Consider the following 16,132-nt stretch of genomic DNA (forward strand, 5'->3'; position numbering starts at 1 on the left):
GTCTCCTTACCTGTTCGGGGATGGGGGTGGGTCCGGCAGCAGTCGCCGTCCGGCCTTCTCGGGACGGACGCCGGGCCCGGTGGCGGCCGGCGTGGTGGGACGCCACGCGACCGCCCGGATCTTCTCCTCGTCGACTGCCACGCCGAGACCGGGCGCGTCGCCCAGGACGAAGGCGCCGTCCTCGACGTGCAGGTCGACCGCGATGCCCGTCGGCGGCGTCAGGTCCTGCAGCTCGCTGGCCAGGTGGTTGGGCACCGACGTCGCCGCGTGGAGCAGGCCGACCGGGATGTTGCCGATGGGGCTGACCGGCAGGTCGAAAGCGTGGGCCAGGGCCGCGACCCGCAGGAAGTGGGTGACGCCCCAGACGGCGGCCGTCTGGACGACGTCGACCGCCCCGGCCGCGACCAGCGGGCGGAACTGCTCGAGCCCGCTCAGGTTCTCCCCCGTGGCGACCGACGCCCGGATGCCACGGCTGACCGCGGCGTGGCCCTCCGCGTCCCAGCGCCGCACGGGCTCCTCGACCCAGATGAGGTCGAGGGTGCGTTCCAGCTCGCCGACGTGGCGGACGGCCTGCTTGCGGGTCCAGGCCTCGTTGACGTCGAGCATGAGGCCTGGCCGGCGGCCGTGACCGGCCTCGGTCAGCACGTCGCGCACCAGGTGGAGGCGCTCCCGGTCGCGGTCGACGTCGAGGCCGCCCTTGAGCTTGGCCGCCCGCAGCCCGTGCCGGGCATAGACCTGGTACGCCGCCACGAGTTCGTCGTCGGCCAGTCCGATGTCGAGGCCCGACGCGTACGCGGGCACCCGCCGATCACGTCCGCCGAGCAGACGCCACAGCGGCTGACCGGCCGCCTGCGCCTTGAGGTCCCACAGTGCGGTGTCGAGCGCGCCGATCGTGCCGAAGACCGGCCCGGCGTGCCCGGCCTTGAAGGCGTGCCGGAGCATGCGGTCGTAGAGTGCCGCCACCGCTCGGGGGTCCTCCCCGTCGATCGCGTCGAAGATCCGTTCGATCTCGACGTGCGAGCCGAGGCCGACGCCGGTCAGGCCCTCGTCGGTGTCGACCAGGACGACGGGCACTGGGACCATCCCGTCGGCGAGGACGCCGTTGGCGTCGCCGACCGGCCGGCCCCACTCCTGCGTCGTGGTCAGTGTCCGGTATCCGGTGATGCGCATGTCAGCCCTTCGTGGAGCCGGCGGCGACACCGTCGGCGATCTGGCGCTGGAGGAACAGGTAGACGACCAGCACGGGCAGGGCGGCGATCAGCACGCCGGAGGCGAAGGTGGGGATGTCGTCCGAGTACTGCCCGCGCAGCGAGGTCACGCCGACCATGAGGGTCCGGTGTTCGGCCGACGGCATCATGACCAGCGCCATCAGCACGTCGTTCCAGCAGAAGAGGGCGTTGAGGATGCCGACCGACAGCAGGGCCGGCGTGCCCAGCGGGATCATGATCCGCCGGTAGACGCCGTACGCGCTGTTGCCGTCGATCCGGGCCGCGTCGATGACCTCCTGCGGGATCGTCCGGTAGTAGCTGGTCAGCAGGAACACGGTGAAGGGCAGGAACTGGGCCACATAGACCAGGACGAGACCGGGGTACGTGTCGACGAGCGCGGTGTCGGCCATGACGCGCGCCAGTGGCACCATGATCACCTGGAACGGCACGAACAGCCCGGCCAGGCAGGCCAGGTAGATCGCGGTCGACCCACGGAACCGCAGCCGGCTCAGGGCGAACCCCGCCATCGATCCGAGCAGCAGCAGGAGCAGCACCGACGCCGTCACGACCAGCAGCGAGTTGACGAAGTAGCGGCCCATGCCGACGCTCGTCCAGGCGGTGCGCAGGTTCTCCCAGCGCAGGCCGTCGGCGAGGGCGAAGCGGTCGAGCACGTAATCGCGGCGGGTCTTCATGGCGACGTTGGTGGTAAACAACAGCGGATAGATCGTGGCCAGTGCGAGCAGGAGCATCGGGAGCGCGATGAGCCACGGTCCGAGGCGGAAGCGGGACATCAGTCCTCCCTCCCTGAGCGCTGCAGGAGCTGCACCTGGGCCAGCCCGACCACCAACATGATCACGAAGAGGACCGTGGAGGCCGCCGACGCGAGCGCCGGGCGGTTCATCTGTCCCTGCTGGATCCAGATGTAGTACTCCGGCAGGTAGGTGGACCCCTCGGGGCCACCGCTGGTCATCACGAAGAGAAGACCGAACATCGAGGTCAGCATCCCGATCATGGTGGTCACGAAGACGAACTGGATGGTGCGCGTCAGCCCGGGGACGATGATGTGCCGGATGACCCGGGGCAGCGACGCCCCGTCGACGCGGGCGGCGTCGAGCAGGGCCGGGTCCAGGGTCGCGAAGCCGGCCAGGAAGACGACGAGCGCCATGCCGAAGGTGGCCCAGACGTGCACGCCGACCACCGTGAAGATCGCGATGTCCGGGTCGCCCAGCCAGTCGGCCGGGCCCACGCCCAGCCCGCCGAGCAGGGCGTTGAGCGGGCCGTCGAAGGCGAGCAGGAGGTTGAAGATCGCGCCGACGATGACCGGCGAAAGCACGGCCGGGAAGAAGTAGACGCCACGGTAGAGCCGGTGGCCGGGCACCCGCAGATAGATGAAGGTGGCGAGCAGGCCGGGGATCGCCACGGCGACCGGCAGCAGCGCGACCAGCAGGCCCACGTTGCCCAGGGCCGTGCGGAACAGCGGATCGCCGAGCAGTTCCCGGTAGTTGTCGAAGCCGACCGCGGCGCCGTCGCGATCGCCGTCGCCGGTGAAGGAGAAGTTGACCCCCAGCAGCAGCGGGTAGAGCCGGAGCAGCACGATGATCACCACGGTGGGGGCGATCAGCACGTAGGGCGCGAGGCGCTCGGCGCGCGCCGCACGTCCGGGCCGAGGTCGGCGGTTCGGCGACTCGCCGGTGCGGGCCGGGATGCCCGGCCGCACCGACGGCGCGCTTCCGACCGGCACGGGCTCAGGCCGCCTTGTCGGAGGCGGCCAGCTGCTTCACCGCCTCGTCGACGGTGACCGAGCCGCTCAGCAACTGCTGGGACAGCCGGCCCATGAGGTCGAGGGTCTTCGAGGAGAGCGCGACGTGCAGCGCGGGCTTGCCGGTCTTGAGACCGGCTACGAGTGAGGCCGCGGCGGGCCCGCCCTGGGACACGTCGATCGTGGTGTCGGCCGCGATCGCGCCGGCGCCGGTGTAGAAGGCCGTGAGCGCCTCGGTCGAGGTGAGCGACCGGACCAGGTCGGCCGCGACCTTCGGATCCTTGGTCCACTTGGCCACGCCGTAGCCGATGCCGCCGTCGAAGGGCAGGCTCGGGGTGACGCCCGCGGTGACGACCGGGGCGCTCATGACGCCGAGCTTGCCGGGCGTCAGGAACTCGTTGAAGTCCTTCCAGTGCCCGACGTCGGACATCAGGCCGATCACGTGCGCGGCCTTGCCCGACTGGAACAGCGCGAACGAGTCGTTGAACATCGCCGTCGAGTTGGCGCCGTCGTTGTTCAGCTTCGCGTCGCCGGTCTGCTTCCAGAGCTGGAAGATCTGCTTGACGTGCGGCGAGTTCCAGTCGCGCTTCCCGGCGATCCAGGCGTCGTACTCCGGGGCGGTGAGCACGCCCGAGCCCATGGCCGAGAGCCAGAACTGGATGCCGTAGCCCTCCTTGTTGCCCAGCGCGATGCACTTGGCGCCGGCCTTGGACAGGGCCCCGCAGTCGGTGAGGAACCTGTTCCAGGTCGTGGCCGGGGCGGCGGGGTCGAGCCCGGCCTTGGAATAGAGGTCCTTGTTGTAGTAAATCGGGTGGCCCTGCAGCGTGACCGGGGCGCCGTAGGTCTTGCCGTCCTTGATGAAGGCGTCCCACCCGGCCAGGCGCTGCTTGTCACCGGCGACGTAGTCGTCGAGCGGCACAAGCGCGTCGACCCGGTCACGGATCTGCCCGCCGCCGTTGAAGAGCATGACGTCCGGGCCCTTGCCGGCCTGGATGGCGGCGCCGAGCAGCGTGTAGTACTGCTCGAACGGTTGCGCCACGAACTCGACCGTAACGTCGGGATGGGCCTTGGCGAAGTCGGCCTTCGCCTTCGCCACGTAGGGCGCGGCGGCGGGCTCACCGGACTTCCAGTCCCACACCACCAGTTTGCCGGCGGTCGCGCCGGTGGACGGCTTGGAGCCGGTGGCACTGCCACAGCCGGTCAAAGCCAGTCCCACCACGAGGACCGCTGACCACAACGCTCGCTTTTTCATCGAAGTTCACCTCTGAGGGAACGGTTGGGGACCGGCCGCCCGGGCCTACAGTGCTCGGAAACGTAACTCGTATGACGTATATCGTCAACGGTTCAGTCGTACACTGATGCGACGCCGGGCGACGGCGATCAACCGGAGGCGACATGACGTCATCGCAGGAAATGGCCGCGGGCGGCGTGGCCGACCCGGCGTGGGCCCGGCGGCCGAGCAGCCTGGCCAAGGCTCTCACCGCCGAGCTGGTGGAGCGCATCGTGCGCAACGTCTATCCGTCCGGCACGTCGCTGCCGCCCGAGCCGGTGCTGTGCGAGACGTTCTCGGTCAGCCGCACGGTCGTGCGCGAGGCGGTGAAGATCCTGCAGGAGAAGGGCCTCGTGCAGGTACGCCAGGGAGCAGGCACGATCATCACCCCGTCGTCCCAGTGGGACATGCTCGACGAGCTCATCCTCATGGCCACCATCGCCGAGGACGACTCCCTCGCCATCCTCGACGACGTCGTCGCCACCCGCCGGGTCCTCGAGTCGGACATGGCCAACGTCGCCGCCCGCGTGGCCTCCCCCGAGACGCTGGAGCGTCTGCTCGCCCTCGTCGACCGCATGGACGAGCTGGTCGACGACGTGGCGGCCTACCACGATCACGACCGCGCCTTCCACGACACCGTCATGCAGGCGTCCAGCAACCGCATCGCGCGCAGCGTCGTGCGGGCGCTGGAGAGCCAGGTCGTCAACACCGCCCGTTACATGGGCCGCACCGAGCGCGCGCTGTGCGTCGCGTCCAACCGGGGCCACCGCCGCGTCTACGAGCGCATCGCCGCCCACGACCCGGCCGGCGCCGCCGAGGCGATGTTCACCCACATCACCGAGGCGTGGCTGGTCCGCCGCAGCGGCTCGGGCGAGCCGACCCGCCTCGACCGCTGACCCCGCGGCGGCCCGGCCCCGGTCAGCCGAGCCCGGTCGCCAGGCGGGCGACCGTGTGCGCCCCGATCCCCGGGACCTCGCCGCCGTGCCGGCTCGCCACCGCGCGGACGTGGTTCTCGGCCGGTTCCGCCAGCTCGTCGTAGACGGACGTGAACAGGTCGCGGGCCGGCTCACGCAGCCAGCCCGGCGGCAGCAGCCGCGCGGGAAGCTGCGGGTCGAGAACCGGGAGCCGCCGATAGGTGTCCATGACCTCGGTGCGGGCGCGGACCGCCTCGGCCCCGGTGATCCGCCCGGCCCGGGCCGGGCGCCACCGGCCGATGAACGACTCGTACTGCCGGGCAATCGCCGCGATGTCCCAGGCGTCGACCGGGTTGCGGCGGATGGCCGCGTCGAGCTCGACGTGGCGTGCCCGGAAGACGGTCAGGGTGCCCAGGGTCATCTCGGCCAGCCGGGCCTTCGCCTTCTCGCCGATGTCGTGCGGGCACACCCACAGCCCGTCGTAGAGCGGCGCGTAACCCAGCCACCGCAGCTGACTGCGCAGCCCGCGCCGCAGGGCGCGCTGCTCCTGCGGGAGCGAGAAGGCGATCAGCGTCCACTGTCCGTCCCACGGCTCGGTGCGGGCGGGGGCGGCGATCGTGCTTCCGCCGACGGCCAGGAAGGCCGCGGCCGCTGTGGTGAGTCGGTAGGAGCTGCGCCGGCCCAGGCGACGGCCCTCGAGGACCCCGCGCCGGGCCAGCCGGCTGATCGCCGTACGCGCTCCGGCCGGGCTGACCCCCGCCTCGGCGAGCAGGTCCACGATGGCCGCCGACGGCAGCCACGCCCGGGAGCGGAGCGTGTAGTCGGCCAGCAGGGTCACGGCGAGGCCCTGGGGCGAGTTGCCGTTCTGCCGCCGGGGCAACCGGACGGACGCGGCGGCGTCTTCGGGAAAGATCTCGTCGATGTCGTACGGGCTCGTCACGGCGGCTCCCGGAGATCGCGGACGGACACCGGTCCGACTCTAGGGCATTCCATCGACATCCATTGATTGACAGTTTGCGGTACCGGGTGAAAACTATCTGTCACACGTCGGTCATCCCGGGGGTCACGCACTCCCGGCGCGCGGCACCGAGGGCAGTCCCGCGCATCGGCGGCCCGGCTCGTGCCCGGCCGCGCAGACCCTTGTCGAGCTGTTCCCGCGAGAGCCGTCCGCGCACCGCGTGGACCGGCCGCGCGCGGGCGAACCAAGGAGCCAGGCGATGAAGATCCGAAGATCCCTCCTGCTCGCCGCTGTGACCGCGCTGGCCGTCGCGGGCGTGGCCGTGCCCGCCGCCACCCCGGCGTTCGCCGCCACCCTGACCGAGGTCACGAACTTCGGCGACAACCCCGGCGGGATGCGCATGCACGTCTACGTCCCGGACTCGCGGCCGGCCGCCCCGGCCGTCGTGGTCGCCATGCACGGCTGCGGCGGCTCCGGCCCGGGCTTCCACTCCGGCAGCGAGTTCGCCTCCCTGGCCGACCGGCACGGGTTCGTCGTCATCTATCCCAGCGCGACCCAGCAGGCCGGCTTCGGCAACTGCTTCGACACGTGGTCGGACGCCGCCAAACGGCGCGGCGGCGGCAGCGACCCGGTGTCGATCGTCTCCATGATCTCGTACGTCCAGCGGCAGTACGGCGGCGATCCGAACCGGGTCTACGCGACCGGCAGCTCGTCCGGCGGCATGATGACCAACCAGATGCTCGCCCTCTATCCCGACGTGTTCAAGGCCGGGGCGGCGTTCATGGGGGTGCCCTTCAACTGCTTCGCCAATGCCGCCGACTACCCACCGGGATCGAGCCGGTGCACCGGCGGCGGCATGGACCGGACCCCTCAGCAGTGGGGTGACGCGGTCCGGCAGGCGTACCCGGGATATTCCGGCCCCCGCCCGCGCGTGCAACTGTGGCACGGCACCAACGACACCCTGGTGCCGTATTCGCTGCTTCAGGAGTCGATCGAGCAGTGGACCGACGTGTTCCGGCTCAGCACGACGCCGACGTCGTCGGACACGCCGCAGTCCGGCTGGAACCGGCGCCGGTACGCCGACTTGTCCGGCACGGTCCAGGTCGAGGCCTACAGCATCCAGGGCGCCGGGCACAGCCTGCCGAGCTCCGGCATGGCCGCGGCCGCGATCGCCTTCTTCGGTCTCAACGGCCCGACCACCCCTCCGTCCACTCCCCCGTCGAGCCCGCCGTCGAGCCCTCCCGCCTCGGGATCGTGCCGGGTCGCGACCACAGTGAACGCGTGGAACACCGGGCTGACGGCGAGCCTCACCGTCACCAACACCGGAACGACCGCCGTCAACGGGTGGTCGCTGGTCTTCACCCTGCCCGCTGGGCAGAGCATCACCTCGGGCTGGAACGCGAGCTACTCCCCGGCCTCGGGGCGGGTGACGGCCCGGAACGCGAGCTACAACGGCGCGATCCCGCCGAACGGGTCGATCACCGTCGGATTCCAGGCGACCCACACCGGCAACACCGGCAAGCCGACCGACTTCACCCTCAACGGCGCGGCCTGCGGCTCGGCCTGAACTCCCGTCCGAAACGAGCGACCGCCACCGTCCCCGCCGGTGGCGGTCAGCGGGCCGCCGGGGTCCCGACTACGCTGTCGCGGTCGGATCGATCTTCGTTGGGGGAACGGGTTTGCTGCCACAGCTTGTCGGGACGGTGGGTTGATGGTCGACCCGGGTGTGCAGCCGTACGTGCCGCCGGCCCCGGCCACGCCGGCGAGGAGCCGGATGCCGCTGTTCCTGAGCCTGGCCATCGGTGTTCTGCTGGTGTGCTGTGCCGGGCTTCCAGCGGTCGTTCTCGTCGTCGGTGACGGGGAGGAGACGGTCGCGTCCGCGCCGCGTGGCGCGCCTGTCAAGCGAGCGACCGACCCGCCGCCCGCCGCGCCGGCGCCTACGACGACACCGCCGCCGGCAAAGCCCGGGCCTCTCCCGGCCGACGTCACCTACAAAGGGCGCGGCAACAAGGTCGTCAAGCTCAAGGCGCCGGCCACCGACGTTCCCACGTTCGCGGCGATCACCTATCGGGGCAGCGGCAACTTCGTCGTCTGGTCGGTCGGCCGGGACGGCGAGCCGCTCGACCTCGTCGTCAACGCGATCGGGGCGTACAAGGGAACTCGGCCCTTCAATTTCCGTGGGGAGCCGGGCACGCTTCGCGTCGAGTCGAGCGGGTCGTGGGAGATCGTGGTGAAGGCCCTGGCGAAGGCGCCGGTGTGGCCCGCGAGGACGTCCGGCAAGGGCCCGGCGGTGCTTCGCGTCCTGAAATCCCCGGTCAAGGCGAAGGTCACGTACAAGGGGACCTGGAACTTCGTCGTGAACTCCTATGCGGAGTACCCGGACCTGCTGGTCAACAAGATCGGCAAGTACTCCGGCACGATCACGATCCCCGCGGGCACGAACGTCGTCGCGGTCGACACCGTCGGCTCGTGGACGATGAAACCGGCCTAGGGGCTGTTTTGGAATGGTGCCGGGCCGCGGGCGCGGTCCATTCCAAAACAGCCCCTAGGACGAAACCGTGGTGATGTCGTCGAGGCCGGCGATCGTCAGCACCGGCACCAGCATGGGGCTCGTGAGCAGCCGCAGGCGGTCGGCGTGGGGGAAGATCGCGGCCAGGCCCGCGCTGTCGATGTAGTCGACGGCGGTCAGGTCGACCACGAACTCGCCGCCACCGGACGAGGCGGTGTCGGCCAGCGCGGCCGCGAACGACGCCGCGTTGCTCATGTCGATCTCGCCGGTGGCGGTGAGCACGACGGCGCCGTCCGGGCGGCGGCCCGTGGTGCAGGTCAGTGGGGTGCTCATCGGGGAATCCTCGCTTGCAGGCCGACGATGGTCCCGGCGGCGCCGGTCGTGACGGTCACTTCGGACATCAACGCCCTCATCAGCGTGAACCCCCGTCCGCGGTGCGGGTTGGCCGCGGGCTGCGGGGTCTTCCAGATGCCGGAGTCGGTGATGGTCATGTGCAGGTCGTGGGCCGTGGCGGCGGCCCGCAGGCGGATCAGCCCGCCCGGGAGCTGGCGGTGGCCGTGCTCGATCGCGTTCGCGCAGGCCTCCCCCACGGCGACCAGCACGTTCTGGGTCGTGGTCGGGTCGACCCCGCAACGGGCCAGCCACGTACGCAACGACGTGCGCAGCGGCGCGAGCCGGGTCGCCTCGGCCGGGAAGTCGAGTTCGAGCGGGCCGGGGTGCCGGTAGAGCAGCATCGCCACGTCGTCGTCGTACCCGCCGGCCGGGGCCATGCTCTCCATCACGTCGGTGGCGAGCTCCTCGAGCGCGGCCGACCGTCCCTGCTGGACGGCGGCGGCGACCCGCTCGATCCCCGTGGTCATCGGCTGCCGCCGCCGTTCGACCAGCCCGTCGGTGTAGAGCAGCAGCGTGGCGCGGCCCGGCACGGTGTATTGGGCCTCCGGTCGTTCGGCCGCGGCCCGTACGCCCAGGGGCCGTGACCGGCCGCCGTCGAGCAGGTCGATCGACCCGTCGGCGTGGCTGACCACCGCGGGCGGGTGCCCGGCACTGGCGTACGTCAGCTCTCCGGTGGCCGGGTCGAGCACGCCGCAGAAGACGGTGGCGCACATGGCCCCCGGCAGCTGGGCGGCGAACCGGTCGAGGGCCGAGAGCGTCTGGGCCGGATCGGTGTTCTGCAGCAGCAGGGCCCGGCAGGCGCTGCGCAGCTGGCCCATCACCGTGGCCGCCTGCAGCCCGTGCCCGACGCAGTCGCCGACGACGATGCCGATGCGGCCGCCGGTGAGAGTGACCGTGTCGTACCAGTCGCCGCCGACCTTGAGCGGCCGGGTCGCGGGCGAATAGCGTACGGCGAAACCGGCGGGAAGCTGAGCCGGGCCGAGGATGGCCCGTTGCAGGGCGAGGGCCGTCTCGCGCTGCTGGTCGATCTGGTGGATGCGCTGCAACCCCTGGCCGAGGTGCCCGGCGAGCAGGGCCAGCAGTGTGCGGTCCTGCTCGGTGAAGGGCCGCCGCTCGGAGAGCTCGAGCATCAGGACCAGCGTCCCGTCGGGGTGTTCGAGCGCGACTCCGGCGCCGACCGGGGTGAGCAGCGGCCGGTCGCGCAGCGCGGTCAGGGCCGCGCGGCGTTCGGCGGGCAGGCCCTCCCAGCGGGCCTGCGGGTCGGTCGTGAACAGGGTGGGCGAGCCGGATCCGTTGAAGACCACGGCGTACACCTGGTTCGCCTGCCACAGCTCGCCCAGCGTGGGCAGCACCCCGAGCAGCGCGCCAGGCAGGGTCTCGGCCTGCGAGAGGCGGACGCTGAGCGTGGCCAGGGCGCTGTCGCGTTGCACGGCGTAGTGCTCGGCGGTGACGTCGCGGAAGGTGCCGACGACGACGCGACGGCCGGTGTCGGGGTCCTCGACCTGGTTGAACGACGCGGCGGCCCACAACCGGTGCCCGTCGCGGTGGCGGACCGGGATCGTGTAGGTGCCGCGGTCCTGGCCGACCAGCATCGCGAAGGCTTCGGCCACCAGCTGGAAGCCCTCCGGGTCGGTGTCACGGTCGGGCCACCAGGGGTGGGTCGGGTGGTAGGGCAGGCCTTCCGGGCCGTAGCCGAGGATGTCGGTGAACGTCGAGTTGATCTCGATGATCGTGCCGTCGGCGTCGCTGACGAAGAACGCCTCCTGCAGCGAGTCGACCAGGGCCGTACGCCAGCGGGCGTGGTGGTTGCGCAGCCGGGCGAGCTCGACATTGGCCCGTACGCGGGCCAGCAGCTCGGCGGACGAGAAGGGCTTGACCAGGTAGTCGTCGGCGCCGGCCTCGAGCCCTTCGATGGACGACTCCTGCCCGGCGCGGGCCGAGAGCAGCAGCACGGGAGTGCCGGCGGTGCGCGGGTCGGCGCGCAGGGCCGCGACGAGTTCGAGGCCGTCGAGCCGGGGCATCATGACGTCGCTGACGATCAGGTCGGGGGTGTTGGCGCGGGCCGCCTCGAGCGCGGCCTGCCCGTCGGGGAGGGCCTGGACGTGGTGACCGGCCGAGCGCAGCAGCCTGGTCAGATAGTCGCGCATGTCGGCGTTGTCGTCGGCGACCAGCACCTTGGCCGGCGAGCCCGACGGTTCGTTCACGGCCTTCGAGACCGGGGCCGGCAACCAGCGCAGAGCCTCTTCCACGTACGGGGCGGCGGCGGTCTCGATCGAGCCGGAGCTCGCGGCGCTCTCGGGCAGGTGGCCGTCGCCGAACGGCACGCGGATGGTGAACGTGGTGCCCTCGCCGGGTGTGCTGGCCGCTGTGACCGTGCCGCCGTGCAGCTCGACCAGCTCTTTGACCAGGGCCAGCCCGATGCCGCTGCCCTCGTTGGAGCGCGACTTGGCGTTCTCGATGCGGTGGAAACGCTCGAACAGGCGCGGCATCTCGTCCGCGGCCACGCCCACCCCGGTGTCGCTGACGGTTACCTGGGCGGCGTCCCCGTCGGGGCGTACGGAAATGCGCACTCCCCCGGTGAACGTGAACTTGAGGGCGTTGCTCAGCAGGTTGAGAATGATCTTCTCCCACATGCCGCGGTCGACGTGGACGGGTGCGGCCAGCGGCGGGCAGTCGACCTCGAACCTGAGCCCGGCCCGCTCGATCGCCGAGCGGAAGACGCTGGCCAGCTCGGCGGTCGCGTTGGCCAGGTCGACCGGCTCGAACTGGGCCTGCATGCGGCCGGCCTCGATGCGGGAGAAGTCGAGCAGGGCATTGACCAGCTTGCCGAGCCGCAGGCCGTTACGGTGGATCACGTCGAGCTCGGCCCGGACACTGTCGTCGGTGATGTCGGTGCGGGCACGCAGCTCGTCGACCGGCCCCATGATCAGGGTCAGCGGGGTGCGGAACTCGTGGCTGATGTTGGAGAAGAACGCGGTCTTGGCCCGGTCGAGCTCGGCCAGCTCCTCGGCCCGCCGCTGCTGGGCCTCGTAGCTGCGGGCGCTCGCGATGCCGGCGGCCAGGTGCCCGGCGACCAGCTCGACAAAGCCGCGATAGTTGTCGTCGAGGGCGCGGAAGCGGTTGAGACCGGCGACCAGGAACCCGTACGGCGCGGCGCCCTGTTGTCGGAGCGGCACGATCAGGGCCTGGTCAGCGGCCTCCGCCTGCACCTCGACGAGCCCGTCGGCGGGCCATCCCGAGGTGCGATCGGGTGCGGCACCGGTCGACTCGGCCAGGCGTACGCCCTCGTCGGTGAACAGGTAGGTCAGTGTGAACGGCAGGTCGTGCGGGTTGCGGCCGAGCTGGGACCCGGCGAAGGCCAGCGCCTGCTGCTCGGTGCGCACGGCGCTGGGGTCGGAGCCCAGGTCACGCAGCGTGGCCATGCGCCGCTCGCCGATGACCCGTTCGGTGTCCTCGCTGACCACGCAGAGCATGCCGACGCGAGTGCCGTCGTCGTCGCGCAGCGGGCTGTAGGAGAAGGTGTGGTAGGTCTCCTCGGAGTAGCCGGAGCGCTCGAGGAAGAGCAGCAGTCCGGCGTCCCAGGTGGCCTGGCCGGTGGTGAGCACGGTCTCGATGCGCGGGCCGATGTCGCCCCAGATCTCGGCCCAGACCTCGTTGGCCGGGCGGCCCAGCGCCCACGGATATTTGCGGCCCAGGGTGTCGCGCCGGTAGGCGGCGTTGCAGAAGAAGGTGAGCTGCGGTCCCCAGGCCATCCACATCGGGAACCGGGACGACAGCAGGATGCTGACTGCCGTGCGCAGACTCTGCGGCCACTCGTCGGGCGGACCGAGCGGAGTGTTGGCCCAATTGACCGTGGTGAGGTCACGGCCGACGTCCCCGCCCCCGGCGAACACGTCCTGACTCATTGCGCGAGCTCTCCCCGTCCTCGACCGCCTCGGCGCTTCGTAGGATACGCAACCGTCGCCGCCCCGCCGTCCTCCGCGCGGGTGGCGTTATACCCAGTTCGTGACCTTGAAACCCGTCACATGAAGTTTCGGGTGTGCAGCGCCGAGATCGCGGTCGCCTCGTCGGGCGGGAAGCCGATGAACTCGAGGCGGCGTTGCCGGCCCTCGTCCATCGCCGCCTGCAGACGCTGCACCTCCTGCCAGCCCCGGGCGACCGCGGCCGGGGTCCACGACCCGGCGGCCAGCACGACCAGCGAGTCGAAGACCTCACGGTTGAGGCCGGCCGTGTCGGCCAGCACCGAGTGACGGCGCTCGACGGCGGCGCGCAGCCGGATCAGGTGGGCGGGGTCGCTGCGCACGACGTGGGCGGTGTGCGCGACCCCGAAGGCGACGTGCCGGGCCTCGTCGCGGCCGGCCAGCCGGGTGACGTCGGCGGTGGCCCGGTCGGGGGCGTGGCGCTGGATGAAGCGCAGCAGGTCGAGGAAGCTGCCCTCGCCGAGCACGGAGAGCAGGAACGAGGCGAGGGTGAAATCGGGCTCGTCGAGCAGGCTCTGCAGCGACGACCGGCCTCCCGCGCCCGACACGCCCAGCACGTCGCGGTGCAGCAGCGCCCGCCGGGTGAAGATCTCCACGTGCCGGGCCTCGTCGGCGGCCTGCGCGGCCAGCAGCTGCATGACCTCGCGGTAGTGCGGGTGCAGCCGGGCCAGCATTCTGGCCGGGATCATCAGCGCGGCCTGCTCGTTCTCGACCAGATAGGTCATGATCTGCACGACCGCGGTCTCGATGTCCTGCGGTACGACGTGCGGCCCGGCCCAGTCGACGGCGGTGGCCGGATTCCACTGGCTGGCGTTCGCCTGGGCGTAGAGCTGCGGGGCGATGTCGGCCCACACGTGGTCGCGCTCGGCCCAGTCGACATCCAGCGGCGGCCCGCCCGGCTCGATCAGCGCGCCCCGGGCGGCCAGGCCCCACTGGAGTTTCGCGTGTTCGGCGACCGTGGCGGCGGCTTCTCCGGCGCGTTCGGCGTGGGCCCAGCGTTCGGCGTCGGCCGGGCCCTTCACCACGGTCAGCTCGCGTCGGTAGAGGTGTCCCTCGGCGCGGCACCAGGCGGCCAGGTGGATTTCGAGCGCCGGGTGGTGGCCGCTCACGGTCAGGCTCTCGCCGGGGCGCAGCGTGCTCAGCGCCCGGTCGATCAGCAGGTGACCGCCGTTGTCGAGTCCCAGGCCGTCAAGGTCGATAACCGGCGGCATTGAGCGCACCGTCCTGTGTATAGAAATCCGTCGCGGCCAGGCCCTCGTAGTGGTCGGTGCGGCCGGGCAGCCACTGCTTCAGGCCTTCCAGGTCGAGCAGGGGGCGGGCCTGGTCGTCGGCGTACGACATGCTGAGCAGCAGTTGTACGAATTCCGAAGCGTTGACGCCCGGCCCGGCGGTGAGGTTGCAGTGGTCGTACGGCGCGGTCTGGCCGATGACGCGCACCGAGCCGGACGGCAACACGCCCTCGCGGCCGAAGAGCAGCAGGTTCCCGTCGATCACGGTGGCCGCGTCGACCTCGCCGGCCCGCAACGCCTTGGCCGCGTCACGTTCGCCACCGATGTGGTCGCCGTGCAGACCGACCCCCACGTCGTGGCGCCGGACCTTGACGTCGCGCTCGGCCAGCAGGGCCAGGGGAAGCAGGGTGGACTGGGGAGAGTCGATCGCGCCGGTGGCCACCGTGCGGCCGCGCAGGTCGTCGAGGGTGTGCAGGTCGGAGTCGGCCCGCACGACGACCACCGAGGTCAGGTCGCGGTCGGTGTCGCGCATGGCGACCGCGCGCACGTCGAGCCCGCGCCGCCGGGCCAGCCGCCCGGCCCTGATCCAGGCCAGCGGCGAGTTCCAGGCCAGGTCGATCGCGCCGTCGACCAGCGCCTCGACCTGGCGTTCGTACTGCGAGTAGAGCACGAAGTCGAAGTCGACCCCGCGCTCGCGGAACCAGGCCCGGAAGCCGCTCCAGATGGTGACGACCTTGGGGTCGTAGGCGACCGCGCCGAGGATCAGCTCGCGGCTCACAGCAGCGGCTGCCCGGTCAGTGCCCGGCCGACGAAGTCGTGCAGCGCGGCGGTGGTCGGGGCCATCACGCGGGCGGCCCGCGAGTCGCGGAAGCGGCGCTCGATGCCCAGCTCTTTGCGGAACGCGGACCCGCCGCAGGTGAGCATCGCGAGGTCGGCGGTGGCGGCGGCGCTCTCGTCGGCGGCCGCCTTGACCTCGAGCACCAGCAGCTGCGCCTCGGGCCGGCCCTGCTCGATCGCGGTCAGTGCGGCGTCGACCAGCGCGGCTGTGCGGTCGGTGTCGATGCGCATGCGGGCGACGGCGGCCCGCGGCTCGGGCTGCTCGGCCAGGGACTTGCCGAGGTGCTCGAGCTGGGTGCGGCCGACGTGGGCGACGGTCTCGGCGGTCACCGCCTCCATGAGGCCGATGCTGGCCGAGGCGTTGAGCAGCAGGAACGTGGGCAGGACGGCGGCCAGCGCCAGGTCGAGGCCGGCGCCGTCGTCGCCGAGCATCGCGTCCTGGCTGACGCGCACCCCCTCGGCCGTCATCGGGGTCGAGTTGTTGCCACGCAGGCCGAGGCCGTCGAACCTGCCAGCGACGTTGAGGCCGTCGGCGGCGGCGCGGACGAACCACAGCGTCATCGGGCCGTCGCCGTTCACCGGGCGGCTCGACCAGATCAGGCTGTCGACCTCACCGGCCGAGGTGACCCAGCTCTTGCGGGCGTCGAGAACGACCTCGTCGCCGTCGGCGGTGGCCGAGCTCATCGGGGCCCAGAAGTGGCTGCGCGAGCCGGCCTCGGAGAACGCGAGGGTGCTCAGGTGGCGCCCGTCGGCGATCTGGCGCAGCTCGGCTGCGCGGCCGGCGGCGGCCAGCGCGGCGACGGCGCTGTAGTGCATCATCACGACCATCGCGGTCGACCCGCAGGCGGTGGAGAGGGCGCGCACCACGGCGGCCGCGTCGCGCAGGCTTCCGCCGCCGCCCCCGAACTCGGCCGGCACGGTCAGGGCGAGCACGCCGGCGTCGGCGAGCGCGTCGACCGCCTTACGGGGGAAGGACGCCGACCGGTCGATCTCGGCCGCATCAGGCGCCACGATCTCATCGACGATCCGGGTCACGTCGTCATTGACTGCCACAAGATCACGCTCCGCTCATCCG

13 protein-coding genes are annotated in these 16,132 nt (G+C 71.6%); 3 read left to right on the forward strand and 10 right to left on the reverse strand.

From position 1 onward, the window contains the following. Positions 1-6: 6 nt before the first annotated feature. From EER30_RS23670 to EER30_RS23685, 4 genes are read right to left on the reverse strand one after another with little or no spacing between them, the layout of a single operon-like run. A complete protein-coding gene (locus tag EER30_RS23670) occupies positions 7-1,170 on the reverse strand; it encodes a mandelate racemase/muconate lactonizing enzyme family protein (RefSeq protein ID WP_127502697.1) in 1,164 nt (387 codons plus the stop codon). A 1-nt stretch (position 1,171) separates the two neighbouring features. Next, a complete protein-coding gene (locus EER30_RS23675) occupies positions 1,172-1,999 on the reverse strand; it encodes a carbohydrate ABC transporter permease (protein WP_127502698.1) in 828 nt (275 codons plus the stop codon). After that, complete coding sequence (locus EER30_RS23680; protein ID WP_205650381.1) at positions 1,999-2,949, reverse strand: carbohydrate ABC transporter permease; 951 nt, start codon at positions 2,947-2,949, stop codon at positions 1,999-2,001. The genes EER30_RS23675 and EER30_RS23680 overlap by 1 nt, the downstream gene beginning before the upstream one ends. 4 nt (positions 2,950-2,953) lie before the next feature. Continuing rightward, positions 2,954-4,219 carry an ABC transporter substrate-binding protein gene (locus EER30_RS23685; RefSeq protein WP_127502699.1) on the reverse strand — a complete coding sequence of 422 codons (1,266 nt, stop codon included), beginning with the start codon at positions 4,217-4,219 and terminating at the stop codon, positions 2,954-2,956. A 143-nt stretch (positions 4,220-4,362) separates the two neighbouring features. Between EER30_RS23685 and EER30_RS23690 the strand changes: the two genes are divergently transcribed. Then, positions 4,363-5,133 (forward strand): FadR/GntR family transcriptional regulator, encoded by a 771-nt coding sequence (locus EER30_RS23690; RefSeq protein WP_240670261.1) that lies wholly within the window; start codon positions 4,363-4,365, stop codon positions 5,131-5,133. A gap of 22 nt (positions 5,134-5,155) precedes the next feature. Here EER30_RS23690 and EER30_RS23695 read toward each other — a convergent pair whose 3' ends face one another. After that, positions 5,156-6,091, reverse strand: a complete 936-nt coding sequence (locus EER30_RS23695; protein WP_127502700.1) for a PaaX family transcriptional regulator — start codon at positions 6,089-6,091, stop codon at positions 5,156-5,158. Between the two features lie 277 nt (positions 6,092-6,368). Between EER30_RS23695 and EER30_RS23700 the strand changes: the two genes are divergently transcribed. Together EER30_RS23700 and EER30_RS23705 are read left to right on the forward strand one after the other, a co-directional pair. Then, positions 6,369-7,676, forward strand: coding sequence for an extracellular catalytic domain type 1 short-chain-length polyhydroxyalkanoate depolymerase (locus tag EER30_RS23700; protein ID WP_127502701.1), 1,308 nt, complete (start codon positions 6,369-6,371; stop codon positions 7,674-7,676). 144 nt (positions 7,677-7,820) lie between these two features. Next, positions 7,821-8,600, forward strand: a complete 780-nt coding sequence (locus EER30_RS23705) for a hypothetical protein (protein WP_127502702.1) — start codon at positions 7,821-7,823, stop codon at positions 8,598-8,600. Between the two features lie 54 nt (positions 8,601-8,654). Here the strand turns inward: EER30_RS23705 and EER30_RS23710 are convergent, their stop codons facing one another. The 5 genes from EER30_RS23710 to EER30_RS23730 all read right to left on the reverse strand — a co-directional run bounded on the left by EER30_RS23710 (position 8,655) and on the right by EER30_RS23730 (position 16,110). Beyond that, a complete protein-coding gene (locus tag EER30_RS23710; protein WP_127502703.1) occupies positions 8,655-8,951 on the reverse strand; it encodes an STAS domain-containing protein in 297 nt (98 codons plus the stop codon). After that, positions 8,948-12,916 (reverse strand): SpoIIE family protein phosphatase, encoded by a 3,969-nt coding sequence (locus EER30_RS23715; RefSeq protein WP_127502704.1) that lies wholly within the window; start codon positions 12,914-12,916, stop codon positions 8,948-8,950. The genes EER30_RS23710 and EER30_RS23715 overlap by 4 nt, the downstream gene beginning before the upstream one ends. Positions 12,917-13,032: 116 nt before the next feature. Further along, positions 13,033-14,202: a ferritin-like domain-containing protein gene (locus EER30_RS23720; RefSeq protein WP_127502705.1), complete on the reverse strand. Its 1,170-nt coding sequence runs from the start codon at positions 14,200-14,202 to the stop codon at positions 13,033-13,035. Continuing rightward, positions 14,180-14,998, reverse strand: coding sequence for a phosphate/phosphite/phosphonate ABC transporter substrate-binding protein (locus EER30_RS23725; protein ID WP_127502706.1), 819 nt, complete (start codon positions 14,996-14,998; stop codon positions 14,180-14,182). The genes EER30_RS23720 and EER30_RS23725 overlap by 23 nt, the downstream gene beginning before the upstream one ends. Next, positions 14,995-16,110, reverse strand: a complete 1,116-nt coding sequence (locus EER30_RS23730; RefSeq protein ID WP_205650382.1) for an acyl-CoA dehydrogenase family protein — start codon at positions 16,108-16,110, stop codon at positions 14,995-14,997. Before EER30_RS23730 ends, EER30_RS23725 begins: the two co-directional genes overlap by 4 nt. Positions 16,111-16,132 lie beyond the last annotated feature (22 nt).

Origin of the sequence: Actinoplanes solisilvae (genome assembly GCF_003999975.1) — a bacterium.
GTDB lineage: Bacteria > Actinomycetota > Actinomycetes > Mycobacteriales > Micromonosporaceae > Actinoplanes > Actinoplanes solisilvae.